The organism is Micromonospora sp. NPDC023814 (assembly GCF_040639595.1).
In the GTDB taxonomy this organism is placed as follows: Bacteria; Actinomycetota; Actinomycetes; order Mycobacteriales; family Micromonosporaceae; genus Micromonospora.
Window position 1 is genome coordinate 192,569 of record NZ_JBFAAF010000001.1, and the last position, 26,837, is coordinate 219,405.

25 protein-coding genes are annotated in these 26,837 nt (G+C 74.5%); 15 read left to right on the top strand and 10 right to left on the bottom strand.

The window, feature by feature from the left end:
- Window position 1: 1 nt before the first annotated feature.
- Window positions 2–1,234: an SUKH-3 domain-containing protein gene (locus AB0G14_RS00890; RefSeq protein WP_357692409.1), complete on the bottom strand. Its 1,233-nt coding sequence runs from the start codon at window positions 1,232–1,234 to the stop codon at window positions 2–4.
- Between the two features lie 74 nt (window positions 1,235–1,308).
- On the opposite strand from AB0G14_RS00890, the gene AB0G14_RS00895 reads away from it, so the two are divergent.
- The 13 genes from AB0G14_RS00895 to ahcY all read left to right on the top strand — a co-directional run bounded on the left by AB0G14_RS00895 (window position 1,309) and on the right by ahcY (window position 16,858).
- On the top strand, window positions 1,309–1,728 hold the full coding sequence (locus tag AB0G14_RS00895) for a YbaB/EbfC family nucleoid-associated protein (protein ID WP_357692411.1): 420 nt from the start codon (window positions 1,309–1,311) through the stop codon (window positions 1,726–1,728).
- Window positions 1,725–2,066, top strand: coding sequence for a hypothetical protein (locus AB0G14_RS00900; protein WP_357692413.1), 342 nt, complete (start codon window positions 1,725–1,727; stop codon window positions 2,064–2,066). The genes AB0G14_RS00895 and AB0G14_RS00900 overlap by 4 nt, the downstream gene beginning before the upstream one ends.
- An 18-nt stretch (window positions 2,067–2,084) precedes the next feature.
- Window positions 2,085–6,443: a toxin glutamine deamidase domain-containing protein gene (locus AB0G14_RS00905; RefSeq protein ID WP_357692415.1), complete on the top strand. Its 4,359-nt coding sequence runs from the start codon at window positions 2,085–2,087 to the stop codon at window positions 6,441–6,443.
- Between the two features lie 10 nt (window positions 6,444–6,453).
- A complete protein-coding gene (locus AB0G14_RS00910) occupies window positions 6,454–6,888 on the top strand; it encodes a hypothetical protein (RefSeq protein ID WP_357692489.1) in 435 nt (144 codons plus the stop codon).
- An 80-nt stretch (window positions 6,889–6,968) separates the two neighbouring features.
- Window positions 6,969–7,562, top strand: a complete 594-nt coding sequence (locus AB0G14_RS00915; protein WP_357692418.1) for a DinB family protein — start codon at window positions 6,969–6,971, stop codon at window positions 7,560–7,562.
- A gap of 167 nt (window positions 7,563–7,729) precedes the next feature.
- Window positions 7,730–8,422, top strand: a complete 693-nt coding sequence (gene nfi, locus AB0G14_RS00920) for a deoxyribonuclease V (RefSeq protein ID WP_357692420.1) — start codon at window positions 7,730–7,732, stop codon at window positions 8,420–8,422.
- Between the two features lie 340 nt (window positions 8,423–8,762).
- Complete coding sequence (locus AB0G14_RS00925) at window positions 8,763–9,902, top strand: hypothetical protein (RefSeq protein ID WP_357692422.1); 1,140 nt, start codon at window positions 8,763–8,765, stop codon at window positions 9,900–9,902.
- Between the two features lie 69 nt (window positions 9,903–9,971).
- A complete protein-coding gene (locus tag AB0G14_RS00930; protein ID WP_357692424.1) occupies window positions 9,972–11,357 on the top strand; it encodes a phosphomannomutase/phosphoglucomutase in 1,386 nt (461 codons plus the stop codon).
- A gap of 62 nt (window positions 11,358–11,419) precedes the next feature.
- A complete protein-coding gene (locus AB0G14_RS00935) occupies window positions 11,420–11,605 on the top strand; it encodes a Trm112 family protein (RefSeq protein ID WP_350682673.1) in 186 nt (61 codons plus the stop codon).
- Window positions 11,602–12,798: an SIS domain-containing protein gene (locus AB0G14_RS00940; RefSeq protein WP_357692426.1), complete on the top strand. Its 1,197-nt coding sequence runs from the start codon at window positions 11,602–11,604 to the stop codon at window positions 12,796–12,798. The genes AB0G14_RS00935 and AB0G14_RS00940 overlap by 4 nt, the downstream gene beginning before the upstream one ends.
- Before the next feature lie 76 nt (window positions 12,799–12,874).
- On the top strand, window positions 12,875–13,876 hold the full coding sequence (locus tag AB0G14_RS00945; RefSeq protein ID WP_357692428.1) for a cation diffusion facilitator family transporter: 1,002 nt from the start codon (window positions 12,875–12,877) through the stop codon (window positions 13,874–13,876).
- A gap of 3 nt (window positions 13,877–13,879) precedes the next feature.
- Window positions 13,880–15,043, top strand: a complete 1,164-nt coding sequence (gene manA / locus AB0G14_RS00950) for a mannose-6-phosphate isomerase, class I (protein ID WP_357692430.1) — start codon at window positions 13,880–13,882, stop codon at window positions 15,041–15,043.
- Window positions 15,044–15,358: 315 nt separating this feature from the next.
- The gene (gene ahcY, locus AB0G14_RS00955) at window positions 15,359–16,858 is read left to right on the top strand and encodes an adenosylhomocysteinase (protein WP_357692432.1); all 1,500 of its coding nucleotides are present in this window, start codon (window positions 15,359–15,361) and stop codon (window positions 16,856–16,858) included.
- Between the two features lie 152 nt (window positions 16,859–17,010).
- Here ahcY and AB0G14_RS00960 read toward each other — a convergent pair whose 3' ends face one another.
- The 4 genes from AB0G14_RS00960 to AB0G14_RS00975 all read right to left on the bottom strand — a co-directional run bounded on the left by AB0G14_RS00960 (window position 17,011) and on the right by AB0G14_RS00975 (window position 19,637).
- Window positions 17,011–17,178 carry a hypothetical protein gene (locus tag AB0G14_RS00960; protein ID WP_357692434.1) on the bottom strand — a complete coding sequence of 56 codons (168 nt, stop codon included), beginning with the start codon at window positions 17,176–17,178 and terminating at the stop codon, window positions 17,011–17,013.
- A complete protein-coding gene (locus AB0G14_RS00965; RefSeq protein ID WP_357692436.1) occupies window positions 17,166–18,038 on the bottom strand; it encodes a tetratricopeptide repeat protein in 873 nt (290 codons plus the stop codon). Before AB0G14_RS00965 ends, AB0G14_RS00960 begins: the two co-directional genes overlap by 13 nt.
- A complete protein-coding gene (locus AB0G14_RS00970; RefSeq protein WP_357692438.1) occupies window positions 18,035–18,481 on the bottom strand; it encodes a hypothetical protein in 447 nt (148 codons plus the stop codon). Before AB0G14_RS00970 ends, AB0G14_RS00965 begins: the two co-directional genes overlap by 4 nt.
- Before the next feature lie 100 nt (window positions 18,482–18,581).
- Window positions 18,582–19,637 carry an RDD family protein gene (locus tag AB0G14_RS00975; RefSeq protein ID WP_357692440.1) on the bottom strand — a complete coding sequence of 352 codons (1,056 nt, stop codon included), beginning with the start codon at window positions 19,635–19,637 and terminating at the stop codon, window positions 18,582–18,584.
- 33 nt (window positions 19,638–19,670) lie between these two features.
- Between AB0G14_RS00975 and AB0G14_RS00980 the strand changes: the two genes are divergently transcribed.
- Window positions 19,671–20,657, top strand: a complete 987-nt coding sequence (locus AB0G14_RS00980; protein ID WP_357692442.1) for a stage II sporulation protein M — start codon at window positions 19,671–19,673, stop codon at window positions 20,655–20,657.
- A gap of 24 nt (window positions 20,658–20,681) precedes the next feature.
- On the opposite strand, the gene AB0G14_RS00985 is transcribed toward AB0G14_RS00980, so the two are convergent.
- The 5 genes from AB0G14_RS00985 to AB0G14_RS01005 are packed head-to-tail and all read right to left on the bottom strand — an operon-like array spanning window position 20,682 to window position 25,948.
- Entirely contained in the window at window positions 20,682–21,992 is a 1,311-nt protein-coding gene (locus tag AB0G14_RS00985; RefSeq protein ID WP_357692444.1) for a DUF58 domain-containing protein, read from the bottom strand.
- Complete coding sequence (locus AB0G14_RS00990; RefSeq protein WP_357692446.1) at window positions 21,989–22,981, bottom strand: MoxR family ATPase; 993 nt, start codon at window positions 22,979–22,981, stop codon at window positions 21,989–21,991. The genes AB0G14_RS00985 and AB0G14_RS00990 overlap by 4 nt, the downstream gene beginning before the upstream one ends.
- Window positions 22,978–24,540: a DUF4350 domain-containing protein gene (locus AB0G14_RS00995; RefSeq protein WP_357692448.1), complete on the bottom strand. Its 1,563-nt coding sequence runs from the start codon at window positions 24,538–24,540 to the stop codon at window positions 22,978–22,980. Before AB0G14_RS00995 ends, AB0G14_RS00990 begins: the two co-directional genes overlap by 4 nt.
- Window positions 24,537–25,109: a DUF4129 domain-containing protein gene (locus tag AB0G14_RS01000; protein ID WP_357692450.1), complete on the bottom strand. Its 573-nt coding sequence runs from the start codon at window positions 25,107–25,109 to the stop codon at window positions 24,537–24,539. Before AB0G14_RS01000 ends, AB0G14_RS00995 begins: the two co-directional genes overlap by 4 nt.
- Entirely contained in the window at window positions 25,106–25,948 is an 843-nt protein-coding gene (locus tag AB0G14_RS01005) for a hypothetical protein (RefSeq protein ID WP_357692452.1), read from the bottom strand. Before AB0G14_RS01005 ends, AB0G14_RS01000 begins: the two co-directional genes overlap by 4 nt.
- A 199-nt stretch (window positions 25,949–26,147) precedes the next feature.
- Here AB0G14_RS01005 and mtrA point away from each other — a divergent pair, with 199 nt between their 5' ends.
- A complete protein-coding gene (gene mtrA / locus AB0G14_RS01010; RefSeq protein ID WP_357692454.1) occupies window positions 26,148–26,837 on the top strand; it encodes an MtrAB system response regulator MtrA in 690 nt (229 codons plus the stop codon).

Consider the following 26,837-nt stretch of genomic DNA (forward strand, 5'->3'; position numbering starts at 1 on the left):
CTCACCAGGTGCCGTCGTCGCGGACGCGGGCCGGGGCGCGGCCGAGCAGCAGAGTGGTCAGCGCGGCGTCGACGTCCGCGCCGAGGAACCACTCGCCGGCCTGGTCCAACGCGAACACCCGACTTCGCTCGTCGACAGCGAGGATGCTGTCACCATGCTCGGACCCCATGGGGAAGAGCCGCACCCCGAGGACGGCGGCGAAATCGGCCAGCGTGTCGGCCGAGTGCGCGCTCCGGAGTGGATTGGTCGTGAACCGACTGATCCACACCTCCTCGCCGGGGCCCCGGCGACTGCTCACGACGGCGGGGAAGGCGGTCAGCGCCCGCTCCGCCGCCGGGAACGGCTCGTGGCCGTGCCGCTGGCCGGTGACCTCACAGGTCTCGCGGATGGCCCCAGCGGCCAGGGCCGAATTGAACTCGCTGTCCTCCCAGCCGGCCTCCATCAACGCGTCCGCGACCGCGGGTGGAAAGCGGTCCGGATGATGCGGGCGCTGTGGCTCCGGATGCCATTCGGCGGTGAAGGCCAGCTCGGACCAGGGCAACACGTTGAAGTGCACCAGGAAGTTGAGACACGAGTCGCAGGCGCGCTCGGCCCTGCCGCCGTACGGGTCGCCCGGCTCGCGCACCCGGAAGACCTCGAACCGGGCGGCGCCCAGCAGCGTCTCCGCGTCGGCCATGCCCAGTGGGGCGATGCCCTCGGCGGCGCGGCGGTGGTCGAAGTCGTGCAGGGCGTCCGAGACGACGATCAGCTCGGCGTGCCGGTCGCCGCCGCGGGCCAGGTGGCCGGCGGGCAGCTCATCCAGGTAGGCGCGGACCAACGGGTGGTGGTGCAGCTCGACGTCGCCCTTGGCCCCCTGAGCGCGGAACAGCCGGCCCTCGACGGTCAGGTGTGCCGCCGTGCCGGGGGTCGGCAGCCGGCGGATCTCGCGGAGCAGTTGGCTCGCCGGATCGACCGTGCGCGGCGCGCCGGGACCCTCCGCCCGGCTCGTGCGGTACATCTGCTCGACGATCTCCACCGGCACGCGCGGCCAGGTGGTCACCTCGCCGGTCTGCTTGTCCACCACGGTCGTCGGCAGCTCGCCCGGCACCGGCCTCGCGTCGATGGACACAGTGGACGTGATCACGTAACCGAGGTCGAACTCGTCGACCGTCGGGCGGCACTCGAGTCCCAGGCGCTGTGACTCGCGGCGGGCCCACACGGCGGCGAGTTGCTCGGCCTGCTGGCGATCGATCACGGGCTCGAAACTACCGGACCCCACGGAATCGTGGCGGCCGGTATGGTTCGCCCTACCGACGGTGACCGGGGAGGGTGGCGTTGGGCGAGAGCGTGGACCGGGACGCCAATCGCGCACTACGAGCGCGGTTCGACGAGGTGTACGGGGACTACCGGCGACTTCGGTCCGGTTTGGACGAGCTGCGGGCCCGGCTCGCCGAGCTGCGGGTGACGGAGCGCTCCGACGACGGTCAGGTGACCGCGACCGTCGGGGCCCGGGGCGACCTGATCTCGGTGGAGCTGCACGCCTCCGTCTACCACGACCGGGACGCGAAGGCGTTGAGCCGGAAGATCACCACCACGATCCACCGGGCCGGTGCGACCGCCGCCTCCGCCACCCAGGAACTGGTGGCCGGCTACCTGCCCGCCGGCTCCGGAGCGGTCGACTTCCTGCGTACGGGTGATTTCGGGTCGTTGCTGGGCCGGGCGGACTCGGCGCTGCGCCGGGGCGAATGATGGACGGGCAGCTCTGGCTCGACCCGCAGCGTGCCCGGCGCGGCGGCACCGACCTCTCGCTCGCCGGCGAGGCCGTCGGCGCACGGCGCCGTGAGGTGGGCGGGGCCATCGCGGCGGCGAGCGCATCCCGGCCGTGGGGCAAGGACGACATCGGCGCGGCCTTCGAGCAGAAGTACCGGGGCTTCGAGGAGCTGGTGCTGCGCGTGTGGGAGGGCGTGGGGCGGCACCTGGAGGGCCTCGGCGCCGACGTGGTCCGGTCCGTCGACGCCAACCTCCGCACGGACGCGTCGAGCGCCGGCCGGCTCGACCGCGCCGGCGACCGGCACCAGCAGCGCTGATCCGCGGAGGAGACCCGGATGAGTCTGTTGCCGAGCCCCATCCCGCACCCGCTCGACTACTCGCCCTGGGACCTGCCGGGCTGGGTCTACGAGGCCCTCGACTGGGTGATCGGCGTCGAGTGGCCGGAGGGGAACGAGCGGGCGGTCTGGGAGCTGGCCGACCAGTGGTACGCGGTGGCCGCCGCGCTCGCCGGGCCGCACGCCGACGCCGTCACGGCCGCTGCCGAGGTGCGCGGCGGGTACGGCGGCGTCGGGGCGGTCGCCGCCGCCTTCGACACCGCCTGGCGCCGGGTCGCGGAGGGCGACGAGGCACCGCTGCCCGTGCTGCTCGCCGTCAGCACCGAGCTGGGCCGGCTGGTGGAGGAGTGCGGCTGCGACATCGAGGGCGCCAAGCTCGAGGTCTGGATCGAGCTGGGCATCCTGGTGATCGAGCTGCTGTCGCTGGCGGTCGCCACGGTGCTCACCGCCGGCGCGGCCTCGCCCGCCGCCGGGGCGGCGATCACCGCCACCCGGCTGATCGTGCAGCAGATCTTCAAGCGGCTGATGGCGCAACTGGCCCGCAAGTCCCTCAAGCAGGGGCTCAAGGAGGCCGGCGAGCGGGCGGCGAAGGAGGTCACCAAGGGCGGCGTGCGGGGCCTCGCTCGGCGTGCGGCGCTGAGCGGGGCGTCCGAGGCGGCCGAGGAGAGCGGCATCAACCTCGCCACCCAGGCGTACCAGAACTCGACCGGCCGACGGCACGGGTTGGACATGACGGAGCTGGGCACGACGGCGGTCGGCGGCCTGGCCGGCGGAGCGGTGGCGCCGCTGGCTGGCCTCGGGCGCCACGCCACCGGGCGGGGCGCCCGCATCGGGGAGCACCTGGGCCGCGAGATGACCGGCGAGGTGATGGCCGAGCAGGCCGCGAGCCTCGCCACCGGCCAGGGACTCACCTCCGTGGAGGATGCGGCCCGGGCGGCCGTGTCCGGTGCCCGTGGCTCCGCCACCGCCCAGGCCGACGCCGCGCTGCAGGCCCGGCTCGACGGCCAGATGAGCGCCCTGGCCGGCATGTCGCTGACTGCGATGGACAGCGGGGCTGCGGGACAGACCTCGACCGGCACGGCAGGCCCGGCGGCAAACCTGGATGTGCCCCGGCACCCGCTGGCGACGCCGGAGGCGGCGGCAACCCGACCCGGCCCACCCGTCGACGTCGCCCCGCCGGCCGCGGAACTCACGCCGGCACCCGAAACGCGCGCGACACCCGGGCCGGGTGCCTTCGAGCCCGGAGTGCGGCTTCCTGAGCAGGGCGCGGCTTCCTCCGGGCTGCCGGCTGCGCCTGCGGAGATCGTTTCCACCACTCCCGTGGCCGCGCCGGCAGCCGAGCCCGCGCTCGCGGAAGCGCGGAACGGTCCCCAGCTCACACCTGGGCCCGACGCCACCGGGCCCGCGCTGTCCCCGACGTCACATGTCGACGCGTCGGCCGCCCCACTCGATCCGACGCTCTCCTCGGTCATGCCGGAAGCGCCTCCGGCGCCCACAGTCCCGCTGTCGGCGGGCCCCGGCAACGTCGTCGAACAGGCAGCGGGTGCCGGGGTGACCGCGCAGCATCCGAGTGCCACGACAACCGCCCCGCCGGTGGTCGGAGGGACCACGCCGAACAATCCCGGGGTCGCCTCCCCTCTTGGCGGCATCCCGGCGCAGAGCTACCCGGTCGCCGCCACCACGCAGACGCCGGTCGGTGAGGCCACGGCGAGGAGCGGTCTGGCACCGCAGACCGCGCCCACCCTCGTCCCGCCGTCGCCGCCCCAGGCTCCAGAGGACGGACCTGCGACCCGGACGCATGACGGGGCGGCGCATCCGCCAGGAGCCGCAGAACAACCTCCGCGTCCACGTACCGCCGAGTGGGACGCCGCCAGGTGGGCCGCGGATCGGGATGCGTTCGAACGACGCCGCTACCGGGGGCACTTCCAGTTCCAGCGGACGAACCACGAGGAGAATCGCCGCCGGGACAGCGCGGCCCGGCTACGTCAGGCCGCAGACCGCAGCTACGACGAAGCCCGGTGGCTCGTCAGCGAGGGCCGTCGGCTGGCGCAGGCCGGGCACCGTGTCACCTCCGAGCGTTTCTTCCAGGAGAGCCGGGAACGGGAGCGCTGGTGTCACCAGCAGCGGGATCTGGCCGAAGAGGTCCTCGCCGGGGCGGCCGCCCCGGTCGTCGTCGCCGTCACCGACACGGACTTCCGCGGGATCAACGACGACGTCGGTGACCTGGCACTCGGTGCCGTGGAGACCGCGGACCGCTCGGCGCTGACGAGGGACGACTACCCGCCGCCGATCGACCGGTCGCGGAACTACGGCCAGCCCGGCGGTCTGCGTCCGCCGCTGGCGCTGCACCAGACCGACATCGAGCGGCAGGTGCCCCGCGAGCCCGACGGGAGCGTCAAGCGGACCGCCGATCCGCGACGCGGTGGCTGGTTCGGCTTGGTGAACGACGGCGGGCCGCGAGCCGACCCGACCCGCGCCATCAACTGCATCGACTGCACACTCTCGCTGTTCGACACCTGGATGCACGGCCGGCCCCGGGTGGCCGCGCCCCGCACCTTCGACGCCTACCTGGCCGGTGACGTCACGCGCCCCATCGACGGTGAATTGGGCGGCATGGGGCGGATCGAGGACGTGACCGGGGGGCGTTTCCAGCGCCTCTGCCAGCCGACGGAGGACGTTCAGGGTGCCGAGCGGCGGAGGGCCGTCGACACCGGCTACGACAACCTCCATTACCAGCTCCGCATCGGCGGCCACGGCAGCTTCGCCTTCGTCGTCAACAGCTGGGAGCAGGGCGGCTCCCACATCTGGGTCGCCCTCAACCAGCACGGCACGGTGCTCTACCTCGACCCGCAGACCGGAGCCGTGTCGGACGCGCCGCTGTACCGGCACCAGGGCACCCCGCACCCGTACAACGCTGTCGACACCGAGGTGCTGGTGCTGGGCCCGGACGCCCGACCGATGCCGCTCGGCGGGCTGCGGCGCGGCCGGTTCAGCGAGCGTCCGGACCTGCCGGACCACCCGCCCGCCGAGACCGACCAGGGGTACGGCGAGCCGTACCTCAACCGCATGTACCTGCTCGACGACCCCGGGTCGGCCGCCCCGTCTGATGGGCTGCCATCAGCCCGGCCCGAACAGCCGGGACCGGCACTCGATCGAGGCGACGCCCCGCCGGAAGAGCTGCGGGCCGCACGGGAACGCGCACAGGCGGAACGGGTGGTGAACGGCAAACCCGTGAGCGCCGTTCTGGCCGACGAGCCTGACCTGGAGCGGGTGTTCGCCGCCGGTGTGACCCCGGTCGAGGTGGCCGCCGGGCTCGATGCGCCGAACCTCCGGCGACTCGTACCGCACCTCGACGAGCCGGCCGCCCGGGACGTGGCACGGCTGTTCGCGGAGCCGCGCGTACAGCGAATGCTGGACGACACGTGGCGGACGCCGCCGAAGGACGAGCCGATGCTCGCCGAGACCCTCGTCCGGCAGTTGGTCGAACGGCCCGACCTGGCGCGGATGATCCTCGCCACGCCGGAACTGGCAAACTCGCTGACGGCGCGTCCGGTGACACTGCACCACCTGGCCATTCACCAACAGGCGATCGACGTCCTCGGCTCCGTCCTCGATGAGATTACGGAAAGAGGCGCCGAGGAAGTTGCGCGCAGACCGTTGCCTACGCCTCAGCAGACGCCTCTCACCGACAATCAACGAAGGATCGGCGCACTTTTTCCGGCAGGCCGGGACCGGGCGACCCAGGCCGGGTTTGACGTAGCTCGCAAGAATGATCCCGAGTATCAGACGAAGTACCTTGACCGGTTGTACGTCGATGCGGTCGAGGCGCAGAGGGAGGTTGTCGCTCTCGCGCAGCGTCTGGCTGCTGAATCATCCGGGCCGGCCGTGCCTGACGGCCGCCCAAGGCCAAAGGATAGGAAGCGGGCTGAGGACAAGGTTGCTAAGTATCGGGGGGACGTTTCGATGCTGACCGACCTCGCTGCTGCGAAGGTCGCCTTTCGTGAACTCTCAGATCTCTACGCAGGGCTTGAGGTGCTTCATGGTTACGTCGACGTGGAAATCGTCGAATTCGAAGACCGCTTCATTGCCCCTCAATCAAGTGGATATCGGGATGTTCAGATGTCGCTGCGAACGTCAAACGGGCACATCGCGGAATTCCGCCTGCACCTCCAAGCATTGGACGATGTGGCCTCCTGGGAGCATGCCCTGTACGAAGTTCGGCGGGACCTCAAGGCGGTGGCCAAGGATCAGGGTCGTACGATGTCGCAGGTGGAGCGTGCCGTCTGGAACGGCGTCCTCAAGGAGGAGCAGCGATATTTCTGGCAGGCGCTGCAGACAACACTGGGCGGAGGGACGTAGGGTGGCCGAGATGCCTGGGTTGGTGCTGCCGGCCTATTTCAGCTATTACAAGTCGCCAGTCAAAATGGTCGGCACGCCTGATGGTGGTATCAGGGCTTGGCGGCTGTCCCACGCCACGGGCGGGTGGGAACCCGCCGATGACCTGATTGAGGAGATTCTGTTTGCTGTCGGTGGAGAGATTAGTTCCCTGACGGTGGACTCCTTCGTTGAGTGGACGGAACATGACCGCGGTCGCTACCTGCGGGGGGAGGGGCCCGTTTTCGCGTTGTACGAAACGATCAGGGCCATCGTGGAAAGCGCCCAGGCCGAGGGGCGTCAGTTGACCACAAAGGAACTGGCGTTGGTTCGAGGCATCCGGCGCCGGACTTTCGTAATGTTCGAGGAGGAGCTTCAGCGAGCGGGCGACCCTGCTGCCGATCCTTCGCTGGCTGAGCAGAGCAGCTGAGTCCTCCGCCACTGAGCCTGATGCCCCGCGAGCTGGAAACCTGTTGCGGCTCCGGTTCGGTGTCGGTCAGTTTCGCTCGTATGGCTGAATCCCCTGCTGGCATCTCCAGCCCCGCCGCCGACCGTCCCACCCAGAACTTCGCCTGGTCGAATATGTTCGTCCACCCGGACGACGACCCCCGCTCCGACGGCAACCACTCAGAGGAGCGGACGATCCTTGTCGAGTACCTGCGCGACCAGCGGCTCACCCTGGAACTCAAGTGCGCCGACCTGGACGCCGAGGCGTTGGCCCGGCGGGCCGTACCGCCATCGAAGTTGTCGCTGCTCGGCCTGGTCCGCCACCTGGCCGAGGTGGAGCGGGGCTGGTTCCGGCGGACGATGGCCGGTCAGGACGCGCCGAAGCTCTACTGCTCGGAGGCCGACCCGGACGGCGACTTCGACGGCGCGGTCGGCGACCCGGAGGTGGTGGCCGAGGCGTGGCGCACCTGGCGGGCGGAGGTGGAGTTCGCCGAGCGCTTCGTCGCCGAGTCCGACGACCTGGGGGTCACGGGGCGGCACGGCGACGGGGAGGTCTCGATGCGGGAGCTGCTGGTGCACATGATCGAGGAGTACGCCCGGCACAACGGCCACGCCGACCTGCTCCGCGAGCTGATCGACGGCCGCGTCGGCCAGTAGGAGCGTCGCCGTTCACCGTGGACGGGGTGGTTTGTGAGGCCGGAATAGCATGGCGAAATGGCTGAATCAGACACCGACCAGCGGTCCGCCGGTCAGCAGAGTGCCGGCAGGCAGGCCACCGGCCGGTCGTCGTGACGACGGACGGATCGGGGATCGCGCAGGTCGGCATGTCTGAGGTGTCCGGTGCGCCCAGTGTGGCGCCGGGCAGCGTGGCGGAGGCGTTGGCCGTGCAGGAGCGGCTGCGGCCGTTGGTCGACCTGGTCGGGCCGGGGCCGGCCGAGCCGGCGACGGTGGCCGGCCTGGACGTCGCGTACGCCGAGAGTGGCGACCGCCTCGCGGCGGCCGTGACGGTGCTGGACGCCCGGACGCTCGCGGTGGTCGACTCGGCGGTCAGCGTGGGCCGGCCCGCCTTCGACTACGTGCCGGGGCTGTTCGCGTTCCGCGAGCTGCCCGCGTTGCTCGACGCGCTCGACCGGCTGACCGTGCGGCCGGAGGTGCTGGTCTGCGACGGGCACGGGCTGGCCCACCCGCGCCGGTTCGGGCTGGCCTGCCACCTTGGCGTGGTGACCGGCCTGCCGGCGATCGGGGTGGGCAAGACGCCGCTGCTCGGCGAGTGGGCCCCGCCGGCCGACGAGCGCGGTGCGTGGACGCCGCTGCGCGACGGGGACGAGATCGTGGGTCGGGTGCTGCGTACCCGGGACGGCGTGAAGCCGGTCTTCGTCAGTGTCGGCCACCGGATGAGCCTCGACAACGCGACGGCCCGGGTGCTCGCGTTGACGCCGCGCTACCGGCTGCCCGAGACCACCCGCACCGCCGACCGGCTCTGCCGCGACGCGCTGGCGGCCGCCGAAGCGGGCTGACGCCCGCACCCGCCCGCCCGAGACGCCCGCAAGCACCCGCCCGCCCGAGACGTCCACAGGCACCCGCCCGCCCGGGGACGTCCGCAGACACCCCGCCCGAGACCCCCAGTCGCCCGGCCCGCCAGGACAACGCGCGGAGGGCACCACCGGGAGTGTCGACGCCGAGGTGCCGGCCCGCCCCGCTGACGATGGTCAGGTGCAGGGACCGGATGTGAGGTGCGGCGACGCGACCACCGGGGTAATGCGGCGCACATCCGGAGCGTTCTATGACCGGGCCTCACCCGGGGGCGGTAGTAGCCTACCGGCGGACCCCCGTCGGGGGAGGAACGGCGAGGTGATCATGGCGGTACGTCGGCACGCGGCGCGGCTCGCGACGGTCTGCACGTTGCTGGGTGGCCTGGTGGCGCTCGGCGCGACGCCGGCGCTCGCCGACGACTCGGTCCGGGTGCGGTCGGCCGGCAGCTTCACGGCCGGCGGTTCCGCCGAGGGCGTCTCGATCGAGGTGCGCAAGCGCAGCGACGGCTGCGTGCTGCTGCGTACCACCTTGGGGCTGCGCCTCGGCGGCCTGCGCGCCGACCAGGTCAGGGCGCAGGTCAACGTGGGCGGCCATTGGTTCCCGGTGTCGCTCTCCGGGGGCGGGGGCAGCGTGGCCACTCCGGCCACCTCGCCGGCGAACCCGCGGCTGTGCAAGGGCAAGAGCATCACGGTGCGCTACCGGGTGGCGTTCGTCCAGGGTGCGCCGGGCGGCCGGCTGACGGTCACCGGCGCGGCCAGCAACGCGCTCGGGCAACTGCTGGGCCGGGGCGCCGAGGCGTCCCGGGTGGTCGGCGGGCGGGCCTCCCCGTCGCCGACGCCCTCGAAGAAGCCGTCGCCCACCCCGAGCGCGGTCGCCTCGCAGGCAAAGACCGCCGAGGAGTCGCCGGCCCTGGCGGCCCTCGCCGGGCAGGGCGCCGGGGCCACCGTCAACGCCGCCGAGGAGGAGTCCGGCGGCGGGTCGGTGGTCATGTTCTTCGGCATCGCCATGGTGGCCGTCGGGATCCTGCTCATTCTCCTGCTGTTCCGCCGCTCCCGGGCGGACAAGGAGCCCGCCGACGACCTGCCGCCCGTCCCGCTGCCCCGCAACCCCGGCGGCACCACCTACCGCTCCGCGCAGGGCCCGGCCGCCGCCCCTGTCCCGCCCGGCCAGGTGTACGGCCAGCAGCCGCCCGTCCCCGGCGTGTACGGGGGCACCCCCGCCCCGCGTCCGGCCGGCGGCGTGTACGGCAGCCGCCCGGCCCCGGAGGCCACCCAGGTGGTGCCCGGCGGGTCCACCCCGCCGCCGGTGTCCGCCCCACCCGGGAACCCGACGTCGACGCCGCCCGCCCCGGGGCAGTACGGCCGGCCGACGTCGGCTCCGCCCGCCACCGGGCGACCCGGTGACCCGCCCCCGGAGGCCGGCGGCGGCGACCAGACCAGGTTCATGCCCCGGCTCCCTGGCTGAGCCGGGGCGCCCCGCGCCCCTCCGATACGCTCAGGCCGTTGACGACCTGCGGCGCGAGGAGCGATACCGGTGTCTGATCTGTCCCAGATCGTGAAGGCCTACGACGTCCGTGGGACGGTGCCGGACCAGTGGGACGAGCGGGCTGCCGAGGCCCTCGGCGTGGCCTTCGCGCAGGTGCTGGACGCCTACGGCGAGGGCGGCGACGCCGTGCTCATCGCGCACGACATGCGTGCCACCGGTCCCGGTCTGGCCGCCGCCTTCGCCGCCGGGGTGCGTGCCGAGGGGCGCTCGGTGATCGAGCTGGGGCTCGGCTCGACGGACATGCTCTACTACGCCTCCGGCGCGTTGGGGCTGCCCGGCGCGATGTTCACCGCCAGCCACAACCCGGCGCAGTACAACGGCATCAAGATGTGCCGCTCCGGCGCCCGGCCGATCGGGCAGGACAGCGGGCTGGCCGAGATCCGCCAGCGGGCGCAGGCCCTGTTGGACAAGGACGAGGCCCGCCCGGCTGGCGAGCCGACCGCGCCGGCCGAGCGCCGCGACCTGCTGGCCGGCTACGCGGCGTACCTGCGCGAGCTGGTGGACCTCTCCACGATCCGCCCGCTGAAGGTCGTCGTCGACGCCGGCAACGGCATGGGCGGCTACACCGTCCCGGCCGTGCTCGGCGACGCCGTCCTGCCGGCGCTGCCGCTGGAGATCGTGCCGCTCTACTTCGAGCTGGACGGCACGTTCCCCAACCACGAGGCCAATCCGCTGGACCCGGCCAACCTGGTCGACCTCCAGCGCGCGGTGCTCGAGCACGGTGCCGAGATCGGCCTGGCGTTCGACGGCGACGCCGACCGCTGCTTCGTGGTCAACGAGCGCGGCGAGCCGGTCTCTCCGTCCGCGATCACCGCCCTGGTGGCGGCCCGAGAGCTGGCCAAGCACCCCGGCTCGACGGTGATCCACAACCTGATCACCTCCAGCGCCGTGCCGGAGATCATCCGCGAGCACGGTGGCGAGCCGGTCGTCGCCCGGGTCGGGCACTCCTTCATCAAGGCGGAGATGGCCCGCACCAACGCGATCTTCGGCGGTGAGCACTCCGCCCACTACTACTTCCGGGACTTCTGGTTCGCCGACACCGGCATGCTCGCCGCGTTGCACACCCTGGCCGCCCTGGGTGAGCAGTCGCTGCCGATGTCCGTGCTGGCCGGCGAGTACGAGCGGTACGTCGCCTCCGGCGAGATCAACTCGACCGTGGCCGACCAGGCCGCCAAGGTGGCCGAGGTGCGGGCCGCGTACCCGCAGGCCGAGGCCGACGAGCTGGACGGCCTCACGCTGCGCTTCCCGGACGGCGCGTGGTTCAACCTCCGCGCCTCCAACACCGAGCCGTTGCTGCGGCTCAACGTCGAGGCCCCGACCCGGGAGCGGATGACCTCGCTCCGCGACGAGGTGCTCGACCGGGTTCGCCGATAAGATCGCCTGCGCCGGTCGGCACCGCCGATCGGTGAAACCGCATACGTGGAAGGAGCCGCGCCGTGGCCCTGGACCCGCAGTTGCTGGAAATCCTCGCCTGTCCGGACACGCATCACGCCCCGCTCGACTACGACGCGGAGGCGCAGACGCTGACCTGCACCGAGTGCGGTCGGATCTTCGAGGTCCGCGACGACGTGCCCGTGCTGCTGCTGGACGAGGCGCGCGGCGGCCCCGCGGAGCGGTCGTGATCGAGGGTACGGCCGGGGTCAGCGGCCGCCGCGATCCCGACGAGGCCCTGCTCGACGACCAGGACGCGCTCGCCGAGCACGACCCGGGCGGCATGCTGCGGCACACCGCCTCCGCCGGGGCGCAGGTCCGCGAGTCGGCCGCCCTGGCCGCCGAGGCGAACCTCCAGGTGCTCGCCGACGAGGGCCGGCCCCGCGCGGTCGTCATCGCCGGCATCGGCACCGCCGGCCGTACGGGTGACGTGCTGGCCACCGTCGCCGGGCCGCGCTGCCCGGTGCCGGTCATCCCGCACCGCAGCGCCGGCGTGCCCGGCTGGGTGGGGGCCGCCGACGTGGTCATCGCCGTGAGCGCCTCCGGCCGCAGCCCCGAGGCGCTGGGCGCCGCCGAGGCCGCGCACCGGCGGGGCGCCCGGCTGGTCGCCGTCGGCGCGCCCGACTCGCAGTTGCAGTCGGTGGCCGAGCGGGCTCGGGCGCCGTTCATCCCGGTGCCCCGGCGCGCCCCGGCCCGGGCCAGCCTCTGGGCGCTCACCGTGCCGGTCCTGCTCGCCGCCCGTACGCTCGGCCTGGTGAAGGTCAACGAGGCGGACCTGGCGGAGACCGCGGCCCGGCTCGACGCGGAAGCCGACCGGTGCCGCCCGACGGCCGAGTCCTTCGTCAACCCGGCGAAGTCGCTCGCCCTGGGCCTGGCCGGCTCGGTGCCGATCGTCTGGGGCTCGTCGCCGCTCGCCACCGTGGCGGCCCGCCGGTTCGGCGACACCCTGGCCGCCAACGCCCGCTACCCGGTGGTCAGCGGGGCGCTCGGCGAGGCCGGGCGGGGGCGGGTCGGCCTGCTCGACGGCGTCTTCGGCGGCCTGGCGGAGGGGGAGCGCGACATCTTCGCCGACCCCGACGACGAGGCGCCGGCTGGCACCCGGCTGCGGCTGGTGCTGCTGCGCGACGGCGGGCTGAACCCCGAGGACGACGCCGACGAGCCGCTCGACGTCGAGGAGCGCCGCGCGGACGCGGTGCAGACCCTCGCCGAGCGGCGCGGTGTGCGCTGTGACGTGGTGACCGCCGAGGGCGGCTCCGCGCTGGAGCGGCTCGCCTCGCTGGTCGCCGTGCCGGACTTCGCCTCGGTCTACCTCGCCCTGGCACACGGACTGGATCCGATGGCCGTTCCGGCCATCACCGAGATGAAGGAGCTGGCGAACCAGTGAGCGATAGCAGGGTGCGGGTCGAGCGGCGCGGGGCGCCGGTGCCCGGCGGCGCCGCGCGACGGAACGGGGCGGCGGCGTGAGCGCCAACGGCGGGACGAAGGCGATCGTCGCCGCGCTGCTGGCCAACGTCGGCATCGCCGTCACCAAGTTCGTCGCGTTCGTGCTGACCGGGTCGTCGTCCATGCTGGCCGAGTCGATCCACTCGGTCGCCGACTCCGGCAACCAGGGGCTGCTGCTGCTCGGCGGCCGGCGGGCCAAGCGGGCGGCCACCCCGCAGCACCCCTTCGGCTACGGCCGCGAGCGCTACATCTACGCGTTCATCGTGTCCATCGTGCTGTTCAGCGTCGGCGGTCTGTTCGCTCTCTACGAGGCGTACCACAAGTGGTCCGACCCGCACCCGATCGACAAGTGGCAGTGGGTGCCGGTCACCGTGCTGGTGGTCGCGATCATCATGGAGTCGTTTTCCTTCCGCACCGCCATCAAGGAGTCCAACCTCGTCCGGGGCAACCAGTCCTGGGTGAAGTTCGTCCGCCGGGCCAAGGCTCCCGAGCTGCCGGTGGTGCTGCTGGAGGACCTCGGCGCCCTGGTCGGTCTGGTCCTCGCGCTCCTCGGCGTCGGCATGACTCTGGTCACCGACAACGGCGAGTGGGACGCCGCGGGTACGGCGGCGATCGGCGTGCTGCTGGTGGCCATCGCCATCATCCTGGCCGTCGAGACCAAGAGCCTGCTGCTCGGTGAGGGCGCCGAGGCGCACGACGTCGCCGCCATCGAGAAGGCGGTCACGGACGGTCCGGAGGTGGAGCGGATCATCCACATGAAGACGCTCTACCTGGGCCCCGAGGAGCTGATGGTCGCCGCGAAGATCGGCGTGCCGGCCTGCGACAACGCCGAGGAGCTGGCCCGCGGCATCAACGTCGTCGAGGCCCGGATCCGCGCCGCCGTGCCGGCCGCCCGGGTGATCTACCTGGAGCCGGACATCTACAGCGCCGCCGCCGAGCGGGCGGGCAGCGGGAGCGCGGCGCACACCGCCGTGCCGGGATCCGAGCCGGGTGAGACCGCCGGGCGGCCCGGGAGCTGACCGGTGGAACTGCTGTACGGACCGATCAGGGACTACGCGTGGGGGTCCCGCTCGGCGATCGCCCGGTTGCAGGGCAGGCCGGTGCCGAGCGACGGCCCGGAGGCCGAGCTGTGGCTGGGCGCCCACCCGGGCGGCCCGGCCACGGTCGACCGCGACGGCGGCCGGGTCGACCTGACCGACCTGCTGCTCGCCGAGCCGGACCACTGGCTCGGCGAGCGGGTCGTCGGCCGGTTCGGCACCCGGCTGCCGTTCCTGCTCAAGGTGCTCGCCGCGGACGCCCCGCTGAGTCTGCAGGCGCATCCGGACGCCGAGCAGGCCCGTGCCGGGCACGCCGCCGACGCCGGCCGCCCCGACGGGCAGCGCAACTACGTCGACCCGTACCACAAGCCGGAGCTGCTGGTCGCGCTCTCGCCGATGGAGGCGCTCTGCGGGTTCCGTGACCCGGTCGCCTCGGCGGAGGCGCTCGCCGGGTTCGGCGTACCCGCGCTGGAGCCCGTGCTGGCGGCGCTGCGCACCGGCCCGTCGGGGCTGCGCGACGCCGTACGGCTGCTGCTGACCTGGCCCGCCGACGAGCGCGACGCGCTGGTGGGGGCCGCGGCGTCGGCGGCGGTCGCGGGGCCCGACGCGGAGCTGGCCCGGGAGCTGGCCGCCGCCTATCCGGGCGACCCGGGGGTGCTGGTGGCGATGCTGCTCAACCGGGTGCGGCTGGCGCCCGGGGAGGCGATCTGGATGCCGGCCGGCAACCTGCACGCGTACCTGCGGGGCACCGGCGTGGAGATCATGGCGGCCAGCGACAACGTGCTGCGCGGCGGTCTGACGCCGAAGCGGGTGGACGTCGACGAGCTGCTCCGGGTGCTGCGCTTCGAGGTGCTCCGGGACCCGGTGGTGCCGGCGCTGGAGGTCGACCCGGGGGTGGTCACCTGGCCGGTGCCGGTGGACGACTTCGCGCTGCACCGGGTGACGGTGGGCGCGGCGCTGCCGGCGGTGACGCTGTCGGTGCCCGGGCCGCGCGTGGTGCTCTGCGGCGCGGGGGAGCTCTCGGTCGACGACGGGACGGGCGCGGTGACGCTCGGACGGGGGCAGGCCGCGGTCGGCACGGCCGCCGCCGGGCCGCTGCGCGTGGCGGGCACGGGCGAGGCGTACGTGGCGAGCTGCGGCCTGCGCTGAGCCGGTCGCCAGCCCAGCGATCGCTGTGCAGGGCAAGTCCGACTTTCCCGGAATGACTTGACGCGATCACTGCACAGTGTGACTCTATGGGTACGCAGCGTTATCGCGACGACGGTCCGAGAACGCGCGCGAGGGATCCAAACCGGGGGGATGCACGGGGCGGGCGGCTGGTGGACGGAGAGTCCGTCCACGACCGACCGCCCCGTGCGCTGCCCGCTTCTGTCTTCCTGCTCTCTTCGCCGGCCGGTCCCTTCCGCGGCGGCCCGCGCGCGTAAGGTGGAGGGTCGCGCAGCACATCGTCCGACAGGAGCTTCCATGACCAGCACCCTCCCGGCGTCCGCAAGTGGAACGCCGTCCGAGGCCCGGCCGAGCACCCTCGCCGAGGGCGACTACAAGGTGGCGGATCTGTCGCTCGCCGAGTTCGGGCGCAAGGAGATCCAGCTCGCCGAGCACGAGATGCCCGGCCTGATGGCGATCCGTCGTGAGTTCGCCGACGCCCAGCCGCTCGCTGGTGCCCGGATCACCGGGTCGCTGCACATGACCATCCAGACCGCCGTCCTGATCGAGACCCTGGTCGCGCTCGGCGCGCAGGTCCGCTGGGCGTCCTGCAACATCTTCTCCACCCAGGACCACGCCGCTGCCGCGATCGTGGTCGGTCCGGAGGGCACCCCGGAGGCCCCGGCCGGCGTCCCGGTCTACGCCTGGAAGGGCGAGAGCCTCGAGGAGTACTGGTGGTGCACCGAGCAGGTGCTCGCCTGGCCCGACGGGCAGGGCCCGAACATGATCCTCGACGACGGCGGCGACGCCACCCTGCTGGTGCACAAGGGCGTCGAGTTCGAGAAGGCCGGGGCCGTCCCGCCGGTCGAGTCCGCCGACTCCGAGGAGTACGCGGTCATCCTCGGCGTGCTCCACCGCTCGCTCGCCGAGGACGGCCAGCGGTGGACCCGGATCGCCGCCGGCATCAAGGGCGTGACCGAGGAGACCACCACCGGTGTGCACCGGCTCTACGAGATGCACCGCGCCGGCACCCTGCTCTTCCCCGCCATCAACGTCAACGACTCGGTGACGAAGAGCAAGTTCGACAACAAGTACGGCTGCCGCCACTCGCTCATCGACGGCATCAACCGGGCCACCGACGTGCTGATCGGCGGCAAGATGGCGGTCGTGCTCGGCTACGGCGACGTCGGCAAGGGCTGCGCCGAGTCGCTGCGCGGCCAGGGCGCCCGGGTCGTGGTCACCGAGGTCGACCCGATCTGCGCCCTCCAGGCGGCGATGGACGGCTACCAGGTCGCCACCCTGGACGACGTGGTCGAGCAGGCGGACATCTTCATCACCGCCACCGGCTGCTTCGACGTCATCACCAACGAGCACATGGCCCGGATGAAGCACCAGGCCATCGTCGGCAACATCGGCCACTTCGACAACGAGATCGACATGGCCGGCCTGGCGAAGCGGTCCGACGTGGAGCGGGTCAACATCAAGCCGCAGGTCGACCTCTGGAAGTTCGCCGACGGGCACGCGATCATCGTGCTGTCGGAGGGCCGCCTGCTGAACCTGGGCAACGCCACCGGCCACCCGAGCTTCGTGATGTCGAACTCGTTCGCCAACCAGACGATCGCCCAGATCGAGCTGTTCACGAAGACCGAGGAATACCCGGTCGGCGTCTACGTGCTGCCGAAGCACCTGGACGAGAAGGTCGCCCGGCTGCACCTGGAGGCGCTCGGCGCCAAGCTGAGCACCCTGACCAAGGAGCAGGCCGCCTACCTCGGCGTCTCCGTCGAGGGCCCGTTCAAGCCGGAGCACTACCGGTACTGAGCTTCCCCGCACCGACCGGGCCGGCCCGCGCAGCGGGCCGGCCCGTCGGCGTCTCCGGCGACTGCGGGCCGCCGGCCCGTCGGTGTGCCGCGGCGGGCGTGGGTCAGCCGGGCGGGAGCCCTCGGGGCCGGGGCCAGCCGGGGCGGGAGCGGTCAGTCCGGGCGGGAGCGGCGGCGGGCGGGGCGGACCCAGGTCCACACGCACCAGGCGAGCCAGGCCAGCGAGACCACCGTGGCCAGGGTGCGCAGGCGCAGCGCGCTGAGCAGCAGCACCACCGCCAGGACGGCCAGCCACGGCCCGAACGCCCTCACGACCGCCACCGGCCGAGGACCATGCGGCGGACCAGCGGCGGGGCGATCCACGACCAGACGCAGAAGAGCGCCCACGCCAGGCCGAACAGGCCCGCGAGCAGGTCCAGCCCGGCGAGGTTGAGCAGCACCACCATGCCGATCGCGAGCAGCCAGGTGCGGAGGATCCCCAGCCGGTAGAGCGGCCGCAGGGGCAGCAGCAGCGGGTGGGTGTACACCCGGGTCTCCCAGGCGGCCTCGGCGTAGTCGGCGTCGGTCGGGTCGTGCGCCACCGCCTGGCCGAAGGCGCGGTGCGCGGTGCCCACCCGGCCGCGCCGGGCCGCGGCGACGCCGTGCAGGGCGAGCGCCACGGGGTTGGCCGGCCACGCCCCGAGGAACTCGCGGGAGATGCGCTCGGCGGCCCGGTCGTCGCCCCTGGCGTACGCGAGCTGGAAGCGGGAGGCGAAGACGGCCGGCGCGTCCGGGACGATCGTGGCGGCGCGGGCGACCAGGCGTTCCGCCTTGTCGGTCTGGCCGACGGCCGAGCAGAGGTCGGCGTACTGGCAGAGCAGCCACGGGTTCTCCGGCTCGATGGCCAGTGCGTCGAGCAGCGCCCGCTCGGCGGGGGCGAACTCGCGGCGGTGGCGCAGCGCGAGACCCAGCCGGCCGAGCAACTCCGCGTCCGGGCCGGTCTCGGCCAGGCCCTGACGGGCGACGGCGACCACCTCGTCCCAGCGGTCCAGCCCGGTCAGTGCCGCCGCCCGCAGCCGGAACGCGGCGGGGCTGGCGGCCAGCGCGGCGGGGAGCCGGTGCACCTCGTCCAGGGCCTGTTCCAGCCGGTTCAGCTCCAGTAGGTGGGCCACCCGGGCGAGCTGGGTCTCCGGGGCGGTCACGCGGCGGCCACCAGCATGATCAGCGCGGCCTCGGCGAAGCCGAACAGGAGCACCGCCCCGACGCCGGGCAGCCACAGCGACGCCGGCTCGCCGCCGCGCAGCTCGTACGCCCGGAACCGGCGCTTCTGCGTGGCGGAGGCAGCGAGCCAGACCAGCGCGCCGGCCAGCGCCCCGATCAGCCGGACGGGCCGGTCGGCCCCGTCGTCGAAGACCACGAGCGTGACCACCAGCCGGGCCACCAGCCCGGCCAGCCCGACGCCGAGCACCGTCAGGTGCGCCCGGCGGGGCAGGCCCAGCCGGTGCCCGTTGACCAGGGCCAGCACGGTGGCCGCCGTCGGGCCGCCGAACACGGCGGGGAAGATCAGCGACTGCGGTCGCCACGGCGGGCGACGCGCCTCGTACGCCGCCGGCGCGATGGTGGGGGTGAACAGGTCGTCGGCCACGGTGTTCCCGTCTCGGTAGGGGCGAGCGAGCCGGATCCTGCCACAGCCGGGCGACGGTCGGCGGTCCCGCGCCCGCCGCCCGGGTGCCCTCGCCCGTCGGTCAGGTGCCGGCGTCGGGCGTGGACATGGCGCCCGCCGGTGCCGACGGGGCGACCGCCGGCCGTACCGCCGCGACGGGCTGCGCCGGCACGGCGGCCGGCGCGCCGCCGGGCGTCGCCGGACGGATCGTGCCGGGTGGCGCGGCGACCTCGGGCGGAGCGGCGGCCGGGACCGCGCGGGGCGGCGCGGGCGGGCCGGGCGTCAGCTCCGGCCAGAGCGTCGCGGCGACGGCGCGACCGCGTCCCAGCCGGTGCCAGGCCCGCCGGTGCCGCTCGCCGAGGACCGCGGCCAGGTAGACCGACTCCGGCATGCCCGGCGGCGGGGGCGGCGTGGTCACCGCCGAGATCTCGGCCCACAGGCCGCGGCCCAGCCGCCCGCGGGCCGGCTCCGCCAGGTGGCGCACCCGGGCCAGATACTGCCGGGCGGCCAGCGCCAGGCCGTCGTCGAGCCGGCTCAGGTCCAGCGTGTACGCCCAGCCGACCAGCACGGGCACCGCCGTCGGGACCGGCCGCCAGGCGGTCGCCGTCCGGGTGTGCACGACGAGGGTGCCCGCCACCAGGTCGCCCAGCCGGCGCCCCCGCCGGTCGGTCAGCATCACCGTCACGCCGGCGACCCAGCTCAGCAGCGGCAGCACCAGGCCCGGCCACTCCACCGCCACGCCCACCAGCGCCCGGGTCAGCGACTGCCGCAGCCCCACCGGGGCGCCGTCGGCGCTGACCACCCGCAACCCGACCGCCATCTTGCCCAGCGTCCGGCCGTGGTTGAACCGCTCGCAGAGCACCGGGTAGCCGACCAGCACCAGGACCAGCCCCACCGTCGCGAGGGCACCGGTCAGCGCCTCGTCGACCAGCCCGGTCGGCAGGTTGGTGAGCACGACGCCGGCGGCGATCGACAGCACCAGCACGAGGACCAGCTGGGCCAGGATGTCGAGCATCAGCGCGAGCACCCGGGAGCCGATCCGGGCGGCCCGGACGTCCAGCTCCACGGCCTCCCCGCTGACCAGCCCGGCGTCGCCCCACGGAGCGGGTCGGGCCGGCGGTCGTGGTTGCGCTCTCACCCCGACAGTGAACACTATGATCGCCGGACGGGGGTGACGGTGGATCTAGACGCGTACGTCGCGGAACACGGCGGGGAGTGGCGGCGGCTGGAGGAACTCTCCCGGCGCGGCCGGCTCGACGTCGCCGAGGTCGACGAACTCGTCGCCCTCTACCAGCGGGCGACCACCCAGCTCTCGGTGCTGCGCAGCCGCTCACCCGATCCGGCGCTGGTCAGCCAGCTCTCCCAGGTGGTGCTGCGGGCCCGGGCCCGGCTCACCGGCCGCCCGCGGCCGTCCTGGGCGGCGGTCGGCAGGTTCCTGCTGGTCGGCTTCCCGGGCGCGGTCTACCGCGCCTGGCCCTGGTGGTGCGGGGTGGCGACCGGCTTCACCCTGCTCAGCTTCTTCCTCATCTGGTACGTGGCGGGCAACCCGGAGACGGCGGGCGCGTTCATCGGTGAGGAGGCGGCCGCCGACCTGGTCGAGTCCGGCTTCGCCGGCTACTACACCGAGTTCGCCGCGCCGACCTTCGCCTTCCACCTGTGGACGCACAACGCCTGGCTCGCCGCCCAGTGCCTCGCCGCCGGGGTGCTCATCGTCCCCGTGCTCTACCTGCTCTGGCAGAACGCGCTCAACATCGGCGTGGTCGGCGGGGTGATGGTCGCCTACGGCCGGGCGGACGTCTTCTTCGGACTGATCACCCCGCACGGGCTGCTGGAGCTGACCGGCGTCTTCGTGGCCGCCGGGGTGGGCCTGCGCGTCGGGTGGACGTGGATCGCGCCGCCCGCCCAGCTCACCCGGGGGCAGGCGGTCGCCCGGGCGGGCCGCGAGGGCGTCCTGGTCGCCGTCGGCCTGGTGGGGCTCTTCGCGGTCTCCGCCGTCGTCGAGGCGTTCGTGACGCCCGCGCCCGTGCCGGTCCCGCTCCGCGTCCTCGCGGGCGCCGCCGTCTGGCTCGCCTTCCTGGCGTACGTCGTGCTGCTCGGCCGCCGGGCGACCGCCGCGCCCGAGGGCGACGACGTCCTCGACCCGCACGCCCGCCGCTGACCCTCGCCCCGACCGGCCCGGGGATCAGAGCTGGCCGAGGGACTTGAGGCGCAGGTAGGTGTCGGCCAGGGTGGGGGCCAGGCGGCCCGCCGGGGCGTCGACGACAGTCACCCCGTGCCGGCCCAGCGCGGCGCGGACCCGGTCGCGTTCGGCCAGCGCCCGCCAGGCCGCCGCCGCCGCGTAGGCGTCGCCGGGGCGCTGCGGGACAGCCGTGGTGAGCGCGGTCAGCACCGGGTCGTGCGTCGCGGCGATCACCACCTTGTGCCGGGCGGCGAGCCGGGGGAGCACCGGCAGCAGCCCCTCGCCGAGGGCGCCCGCCTCCAGCGCGGTGAAGAGCACCACCAGGCTGCGCTGGCGCTGCCGGCGCAGCAGCTCACCGGCGATCAGGTCGAAGTCCGTCTCCGCCAGCGCCGGTTGGAGCGGGGCGAGGGCGTGCACCAGCCGGGAGAGCAGGGCCGGCCGGCCGGTGCCCGTCACCGTGGCCCGGACCGCCGTGTCCGCGGCGAGCAGGTCGACCCGGTCACCGGCGCGGGCGGCGAGGGCGGCGAGCAGCAGCGCGGCGTCGATCGCGGTGTCCAGCCGGGGCTCGTCGCCGACCCGCACCGCCGACGTGCGGCCCGTGTCCAGCACGCAGAGCAGCCGGCGGTCCCGCTCCGGCCGCCACGTCCGCACCAGCACGTCGGCACGGCGCGCGCTCGCCCGCCAGTCGATCGACCGGACGTCGTCGCCCACCACGTACTCGCGGAGGGTGTCGAACTCGGTGCCCTGGCCGCGCCCCCGGCTGACCTGGGTGCCGTCGATCACGCGCAGCCGGGCCAGCTTCTCCGGCAGGTGCCGGCGGGAGTCGAAGCGGGGCAGCACGCGCAGCGTCCACGGCGGGGTGGCCGGGCGGCCGGAGCGCTGGCGGAAGCCCAGGCCCATCGGCCCGAACGAGCGCACGGTCAGCGCCACCGCCGGCCGGTCGCCCCGCCGGAGCGGGGTGAGCCGGCTGGGCAGCGCCACCGTCCCGCCCGGCTCGACGCGCACGAGCTGCGCCGGGGGCACGTCGGGGCGGGCGCCGGCCGAGGGCACCCAGGCGTCGCGGACCCGGGCGCGCAGCGTACGGCCGGTGGGGTTGTGCAGCAGCAGCGCGACGGTGGCGGTGCCGCCGAGCCGCACCGCGCGGTCGCCCTCCCGGGTCGCCGCGAGTGCCCCCGGCGGCGCGGCCAGCGCCCGGTCGACCAGCACGAGCAGCAGCACCGCGCCGGTCATCACCAGCAGGCCGACGAACGGCGCCGGCCAGGCCGGCAGGGTCAGCGCGCCCGCCGCCAGCAGGAGCGCCGCCCGCCAGGTCATCGCGGCGTCGGCACGGTGGCCAGCACCGTGTCCAGCACCGCGTCCACGCCGACGCCCTCCAGCTCGACCTCGGGGCGCAGCCGCAGCCGGTGCCGCAGCGTCGGCCGGGCGACCGCCTTCACGTCGTCCGGGACGACGTGGTCGCGGCCGGCCAGCCAGGCCCACGCCTTGGCGGTGGTGAGCAGCGCGGTCGCGCCCCGGGGCGAGGCGCCCAGCTCCAGCGCCGGCGTGCTGCGGGTGGCCCGGCACAGGTCGACGATGTAGCCGAACAGCGGCTCGGCCATGTGCACCCGGCCGACCGCCGCCCGGGCGGCAGCCAGGTCGGCCGCGCTGGCCACCGGCCGTACGCCGGCGCCTGTCAGGTCGCGCGGGTCGAAGCCGGCGTGGTGCGCGCGGAGCACCCCCAGCTCCTCCTCCCGGCTGGGCAGCGGCACGGTGAGCTTGAGCAGGAACCGGTCGAGCTGCGCCTCCGGCAGCGGGTAGGTGCCCTCGTACTCGATGGGATTCTGGGTGGCGGCGACGATGAACGGGTCGGGCAGCGGACGCCGGTCGCCCTCGACCGAGACCTGCCGCTCCTCCATGACCTCCAGCAGCGCCGACTGGGTCTTCGGGGGCGTCCGGTTGATCTCGTCGGCGAGCAGCAGGTTGGTGAACACCGGCCCCTCGCGGAAGGTGAAGGCGGCGGTGTGCGGGTCGAAGATCAGCGAGCCGGTCACGTCCCCCGGCATCAGGTCCGGGGTGAACTGCACCCGCTTGGACCCCAGGTCGAGCGCGGTGGCCACGGTGCGGATCAGCAGGGTCTTGGCCACGCCCGGCACGCCCTCCAGCAGCACGTGCCCACGGCAGAGGAGGGCGATCACCAGGCCGGTGACGACCGCGTCCTGCCCCACGACCGCCTTGGCGACCTCGGCGCGCAGCCGGTGCAGGGCGGCACGGGGGTCGGCGGTTCCGGCGGTCAGCGGATCGGCGGTTCCGGCGGGTCGGGTCACCGGGTGTCTCCTTCGGGTCGGTGCGGGTGCGGTGCGGCTGCCGGGGGCGGCCCGTCGGCGGGGTGGGGCACGGCGTGCGCGTCGGCCGGGTGCGCGGGGTGCGGCGCGGCGTGCGCCTCGGTCGGGCGCGCGGGGTGCGTTCCGTCGGTCGGGGGTGGCGGCCCGTCGGCCGGGTGCGGGGCGACCGTGCGGGCCAGCCGGTCCAGCGCGCGGGCCAGCTCCAGCAGGTCCTGGTCGGTGTCGGGCGCGCCGCCGTAGAGCAGTTCCTCGGTCCGCCCGGGGCCGTCGCCGGTGCGGGCGGCGACCGCGGTGGCCACCTCGGCGGGCGGGGCGGTCGGCGGCAGGTTCAGCCGGGGCAGCAGGCGGTCCCGGGCGGCGGTGCGCAGCGTCCGCGCGGCGGCGTCCCGGGCGCCGGCCTGCTCGTAGAGCCGGGCCCGGCCGAGCACCGTCTCCGCCGAGCGGACCGTCACCGGCAGCGGCTCCGGCGCCGGCGGGCCGAGCCGGCGGGCCCGCCAGAGCGCGGCCAGCAGGGCGGCGACGGCGAGCTGCACCAACAGCGCCCAGAACCAGCCGGGGAAGGCGGACCAGAGCGGGTTCGGCGGGTCGGAGCCGTCGGCGCGGGAGTCGTCACCGTCGTCGTCGGAGCCGCCGCCCGGGCCGCCGGGGCCGCCGGGCCGCCCGTCGCCGTCGCCCGGGCCGCCGGGACGACCGCCGCCCGGCCCGCCGTACCCGGTGGAGCCGCCCGGGGTGGGCGACCAGGCCGGGCTGCCGCTGCTGCCGGAGCCGAAGGTCGGCGGGGGCGCCTGGCCGTCCAGGTCGAGCCACACCACCCGGCCGAGCCCGCCGAGCAGGGCGGTGGCGAACGCGCGGTTGTCCCACTCGTCGATCCGGTCGTTGCGGAACGGGTCGCTGGCGCCGACCACCACCACGCTCTCGGGGACCCGGAGCAGCCGGGCGAGCCCGCCGTCGAAGCAGAACTGCACGGGCGCCGACCCGCCCGGGGTGACCGCGTAGCGTTGCAGCCCGACCGCCGCCCGCCCGAGCTGGCGCAGCTCGGGCATCGGGCAGGGCAGGCCCGCCGCGTCGGGCTCCACCGCCTGCGCGGCCCACCGCCGGCCGGCCGGCTCCACCGGCAGCGGGACCGCGTCCAGCACCCGCCGCGGCGGGTCCACCAGCACCAGCCGGGTGGCCGAGGGAAGCGAGCTCAACGCACCGACCGTGTCCGGGTGCAGCAGCGCCGGCGCGGGCACGAAGAGCGTGGCCGGCCCGCTGCTGGCGGCCAGCAGCGCGCGTAGCGTGTCCGTCTCGCGCTGCACCGTGACGCCCCGCTCGCGCAGCGCCTCGGCGAGCCGGCTGCCGCCGTCGTCCCCGGTCGCGACGGGGGAGAGGAACCCCCGGTCGGTGGGGTCGGGCTGGTCGACCGCGTGGGTGACCAGGGTGGTGGTCAGCAGCAGCGCGGCCAGGCCCAACGGGATCAGCAGCCGGTGCCGGCGGCGACGCCGGCGGGGGGCGTCGCCGGCCTTCGGGGCCGGCTGGGCGGCGGTGACCTGTGCGCTCATGGTCGTGGCCCGTCCTCGGGTCGGCCGGTCAGCAGCCGGTCCAGGTCGGCGGCGTGCTCCCGCATCCGCCGGTCGTGCTCGGCCGAGGCGGGGCGCTGGCCGTACCAGAGTTCGGAGAAGATCGCCCCGGCGGCGCCCAGCGGCGGGCCGACCTGCGGACGGCTGGCCGTCGCGGCCCGCACCACCTCGACGACGGTCATGCCGGGCTGCGGCTGGAGCAGCCCCCGGGCGACCAGCTCGCGGATCATCGCGCGCAGCCGTTCCCGGACGGCCTCGGCGTACCGGCCCTCGGCGGCCAGCCGGTCGGCGAGGGAGACGTACGCGGCGGCCGGCAACTCCGGCTCCGGCTCGCGCGGCGCGGGTACGACCGGCGCGGGGGCGTCCACCGGCCCGGGCTTCCGGCGGCGTCGACGCAGCCGGGGCAGCCGGCGGGGCACCCAGGCGGGGTACGTGTACCAGCCGACCGCCACCAGCACCGCGGCGAGCACCAGCAGCAGCGCGGCCAGGGGCAGCGGCACCCGGTCGCCGAGCGCGGCCGTGGTCTCGGTCCACCACCGGCTGAAGCTCATCGGTCGGCCGCCAGCAGAACGGTCTCCGGCGTGCCCGTCCGGGCCCGGGAGAGCCGGATGTCCAGCCCCTCGGTGCGCATCCGGGTCTCCAGGTGCAGCACCGCGTCGAGGCAGGCCAGCGCCGGGTACGCGACGCTGTTGACGCCCGCCCACACGGCCAGCGACACCCAGGGGGCCCAGGCCCGGTCGACCAGGTCGAGCGCGTCCAGCCCGTAGTAGACGCCGATGCCGAGGCCGAGGCGGACGATCCACCAGGACAGGTAGCCGAGCAGCCGGATCCCGCCGGCCCGGCCGCCGCCGCGTACGGCCAGGGTGGCGGCGCGCAGCGGGACCCGCAGCGGGTGCACCCGGTCGACGACCAGCGCCGGCGCCACGGCGCCGAGCAGGGCGAAACCGATGAACCAGGCCGGCCCGAACAGCGCGGCCACCCACATCACCAGCCCGACCAGGGCGGTGAGCAGCACCGTGGCGCCCCAGCGGGCGCCGGCGGGACGGAGCACCTCGCGCGGCCCGACCGTACGGCCGAACAGCGCGCCGCCGGCGGCCCGGGCGGCCGGGTTGCCGAGCAGCGTGATGATCATCGCCTCGGTCGCCGCGCCGACGGCCAGCAGCAGCCAGTACGCCCCGAACTGCTTGAACTCCACGAACCAGACGGGGGGCTCGACGTCGGCGGCGAGCCGCAGCGGGTAGAGCAGGAGTTGCTCGCCGACGGCCAGGGCGAGGGCGAGCGGGACCAGCACCCGGGCCTGGCCGCGCAGCAGCAGGACCGCGGAGTCCAGCAGCTCGCCGACCGTGAGCGGGCGGCGCGGGAGCACGGCGGTCGGGCCGGCGTCGGGCACGCGTACTCCTGGGGACGGACGGCGGTGGCGCGTGACGGCGCACGCGGGGATCATGGTGACACGCGCGGTCCGATCGGGTGGACCCGCACGCCGGGGCGGCGACGCCGGCGTCGGTTGCTGGGCGGCGGCGTCCCACGGCAGTACCGTGCCGGGTGACGCGGATCCCACCGAAACTGAACGGGATGGAAACATTAACCCCATGAGAGCCCGGGTACTGGTGGTCGACGACGACCCCGCGCTCGCCGAGATGCTCGGCATCGTCCTGCGCAGCGAGGGGTTCCTGCCCTCGTTCGTCGCCGACGGGGAGCGGGCCCTGGCCGCGTTCCGCGAGAACCGGCCGGACATCGTCCTGCTCGACCTCATGCTCCCCGGCATGAGCGGCATCGACGTGGCGCGGTCGATCCGGGCCGAGTCGGGCGTGCCGATCGTCATGCTGACCGCCAAGAGCGACACCGTCGACGTGGTCCTCGGCCTGGAGTCCGGGGCCGACGACTACGTGGTCAAGCCGTTCAAGCCCAAGGAGCTGGTCGCCCGGATGCGGGCGCGGCTGCGGCGCGGCGAGGACGTGGCCCCCGAGATGCTGACCATCGGGCCGTCCGGCAACCAGATCACCATCGACGTGCCGGCGCACACCGTCAGCCGCAACGGCGAGGAGGTGAAGCTGACGCCGCTGGAGTTCGACCTGCTGGTGGCGCTCGCCCGCAAGCCGCGTCAGGTGTTCACCCGCGAGGTGCTGCTGGAGCAGGTCTGGGGCTACCGGCACGCGGCGGACACCCGGCTGGTCAACGTGCACGTGCAGCGGCTGCGCGCCAAGATCGAGCCGGATCCGGAGCGACCGGAAATCATCCTCACCGTGCGGGGCGTGGGCTACAAGGCGGGCACCGGATAG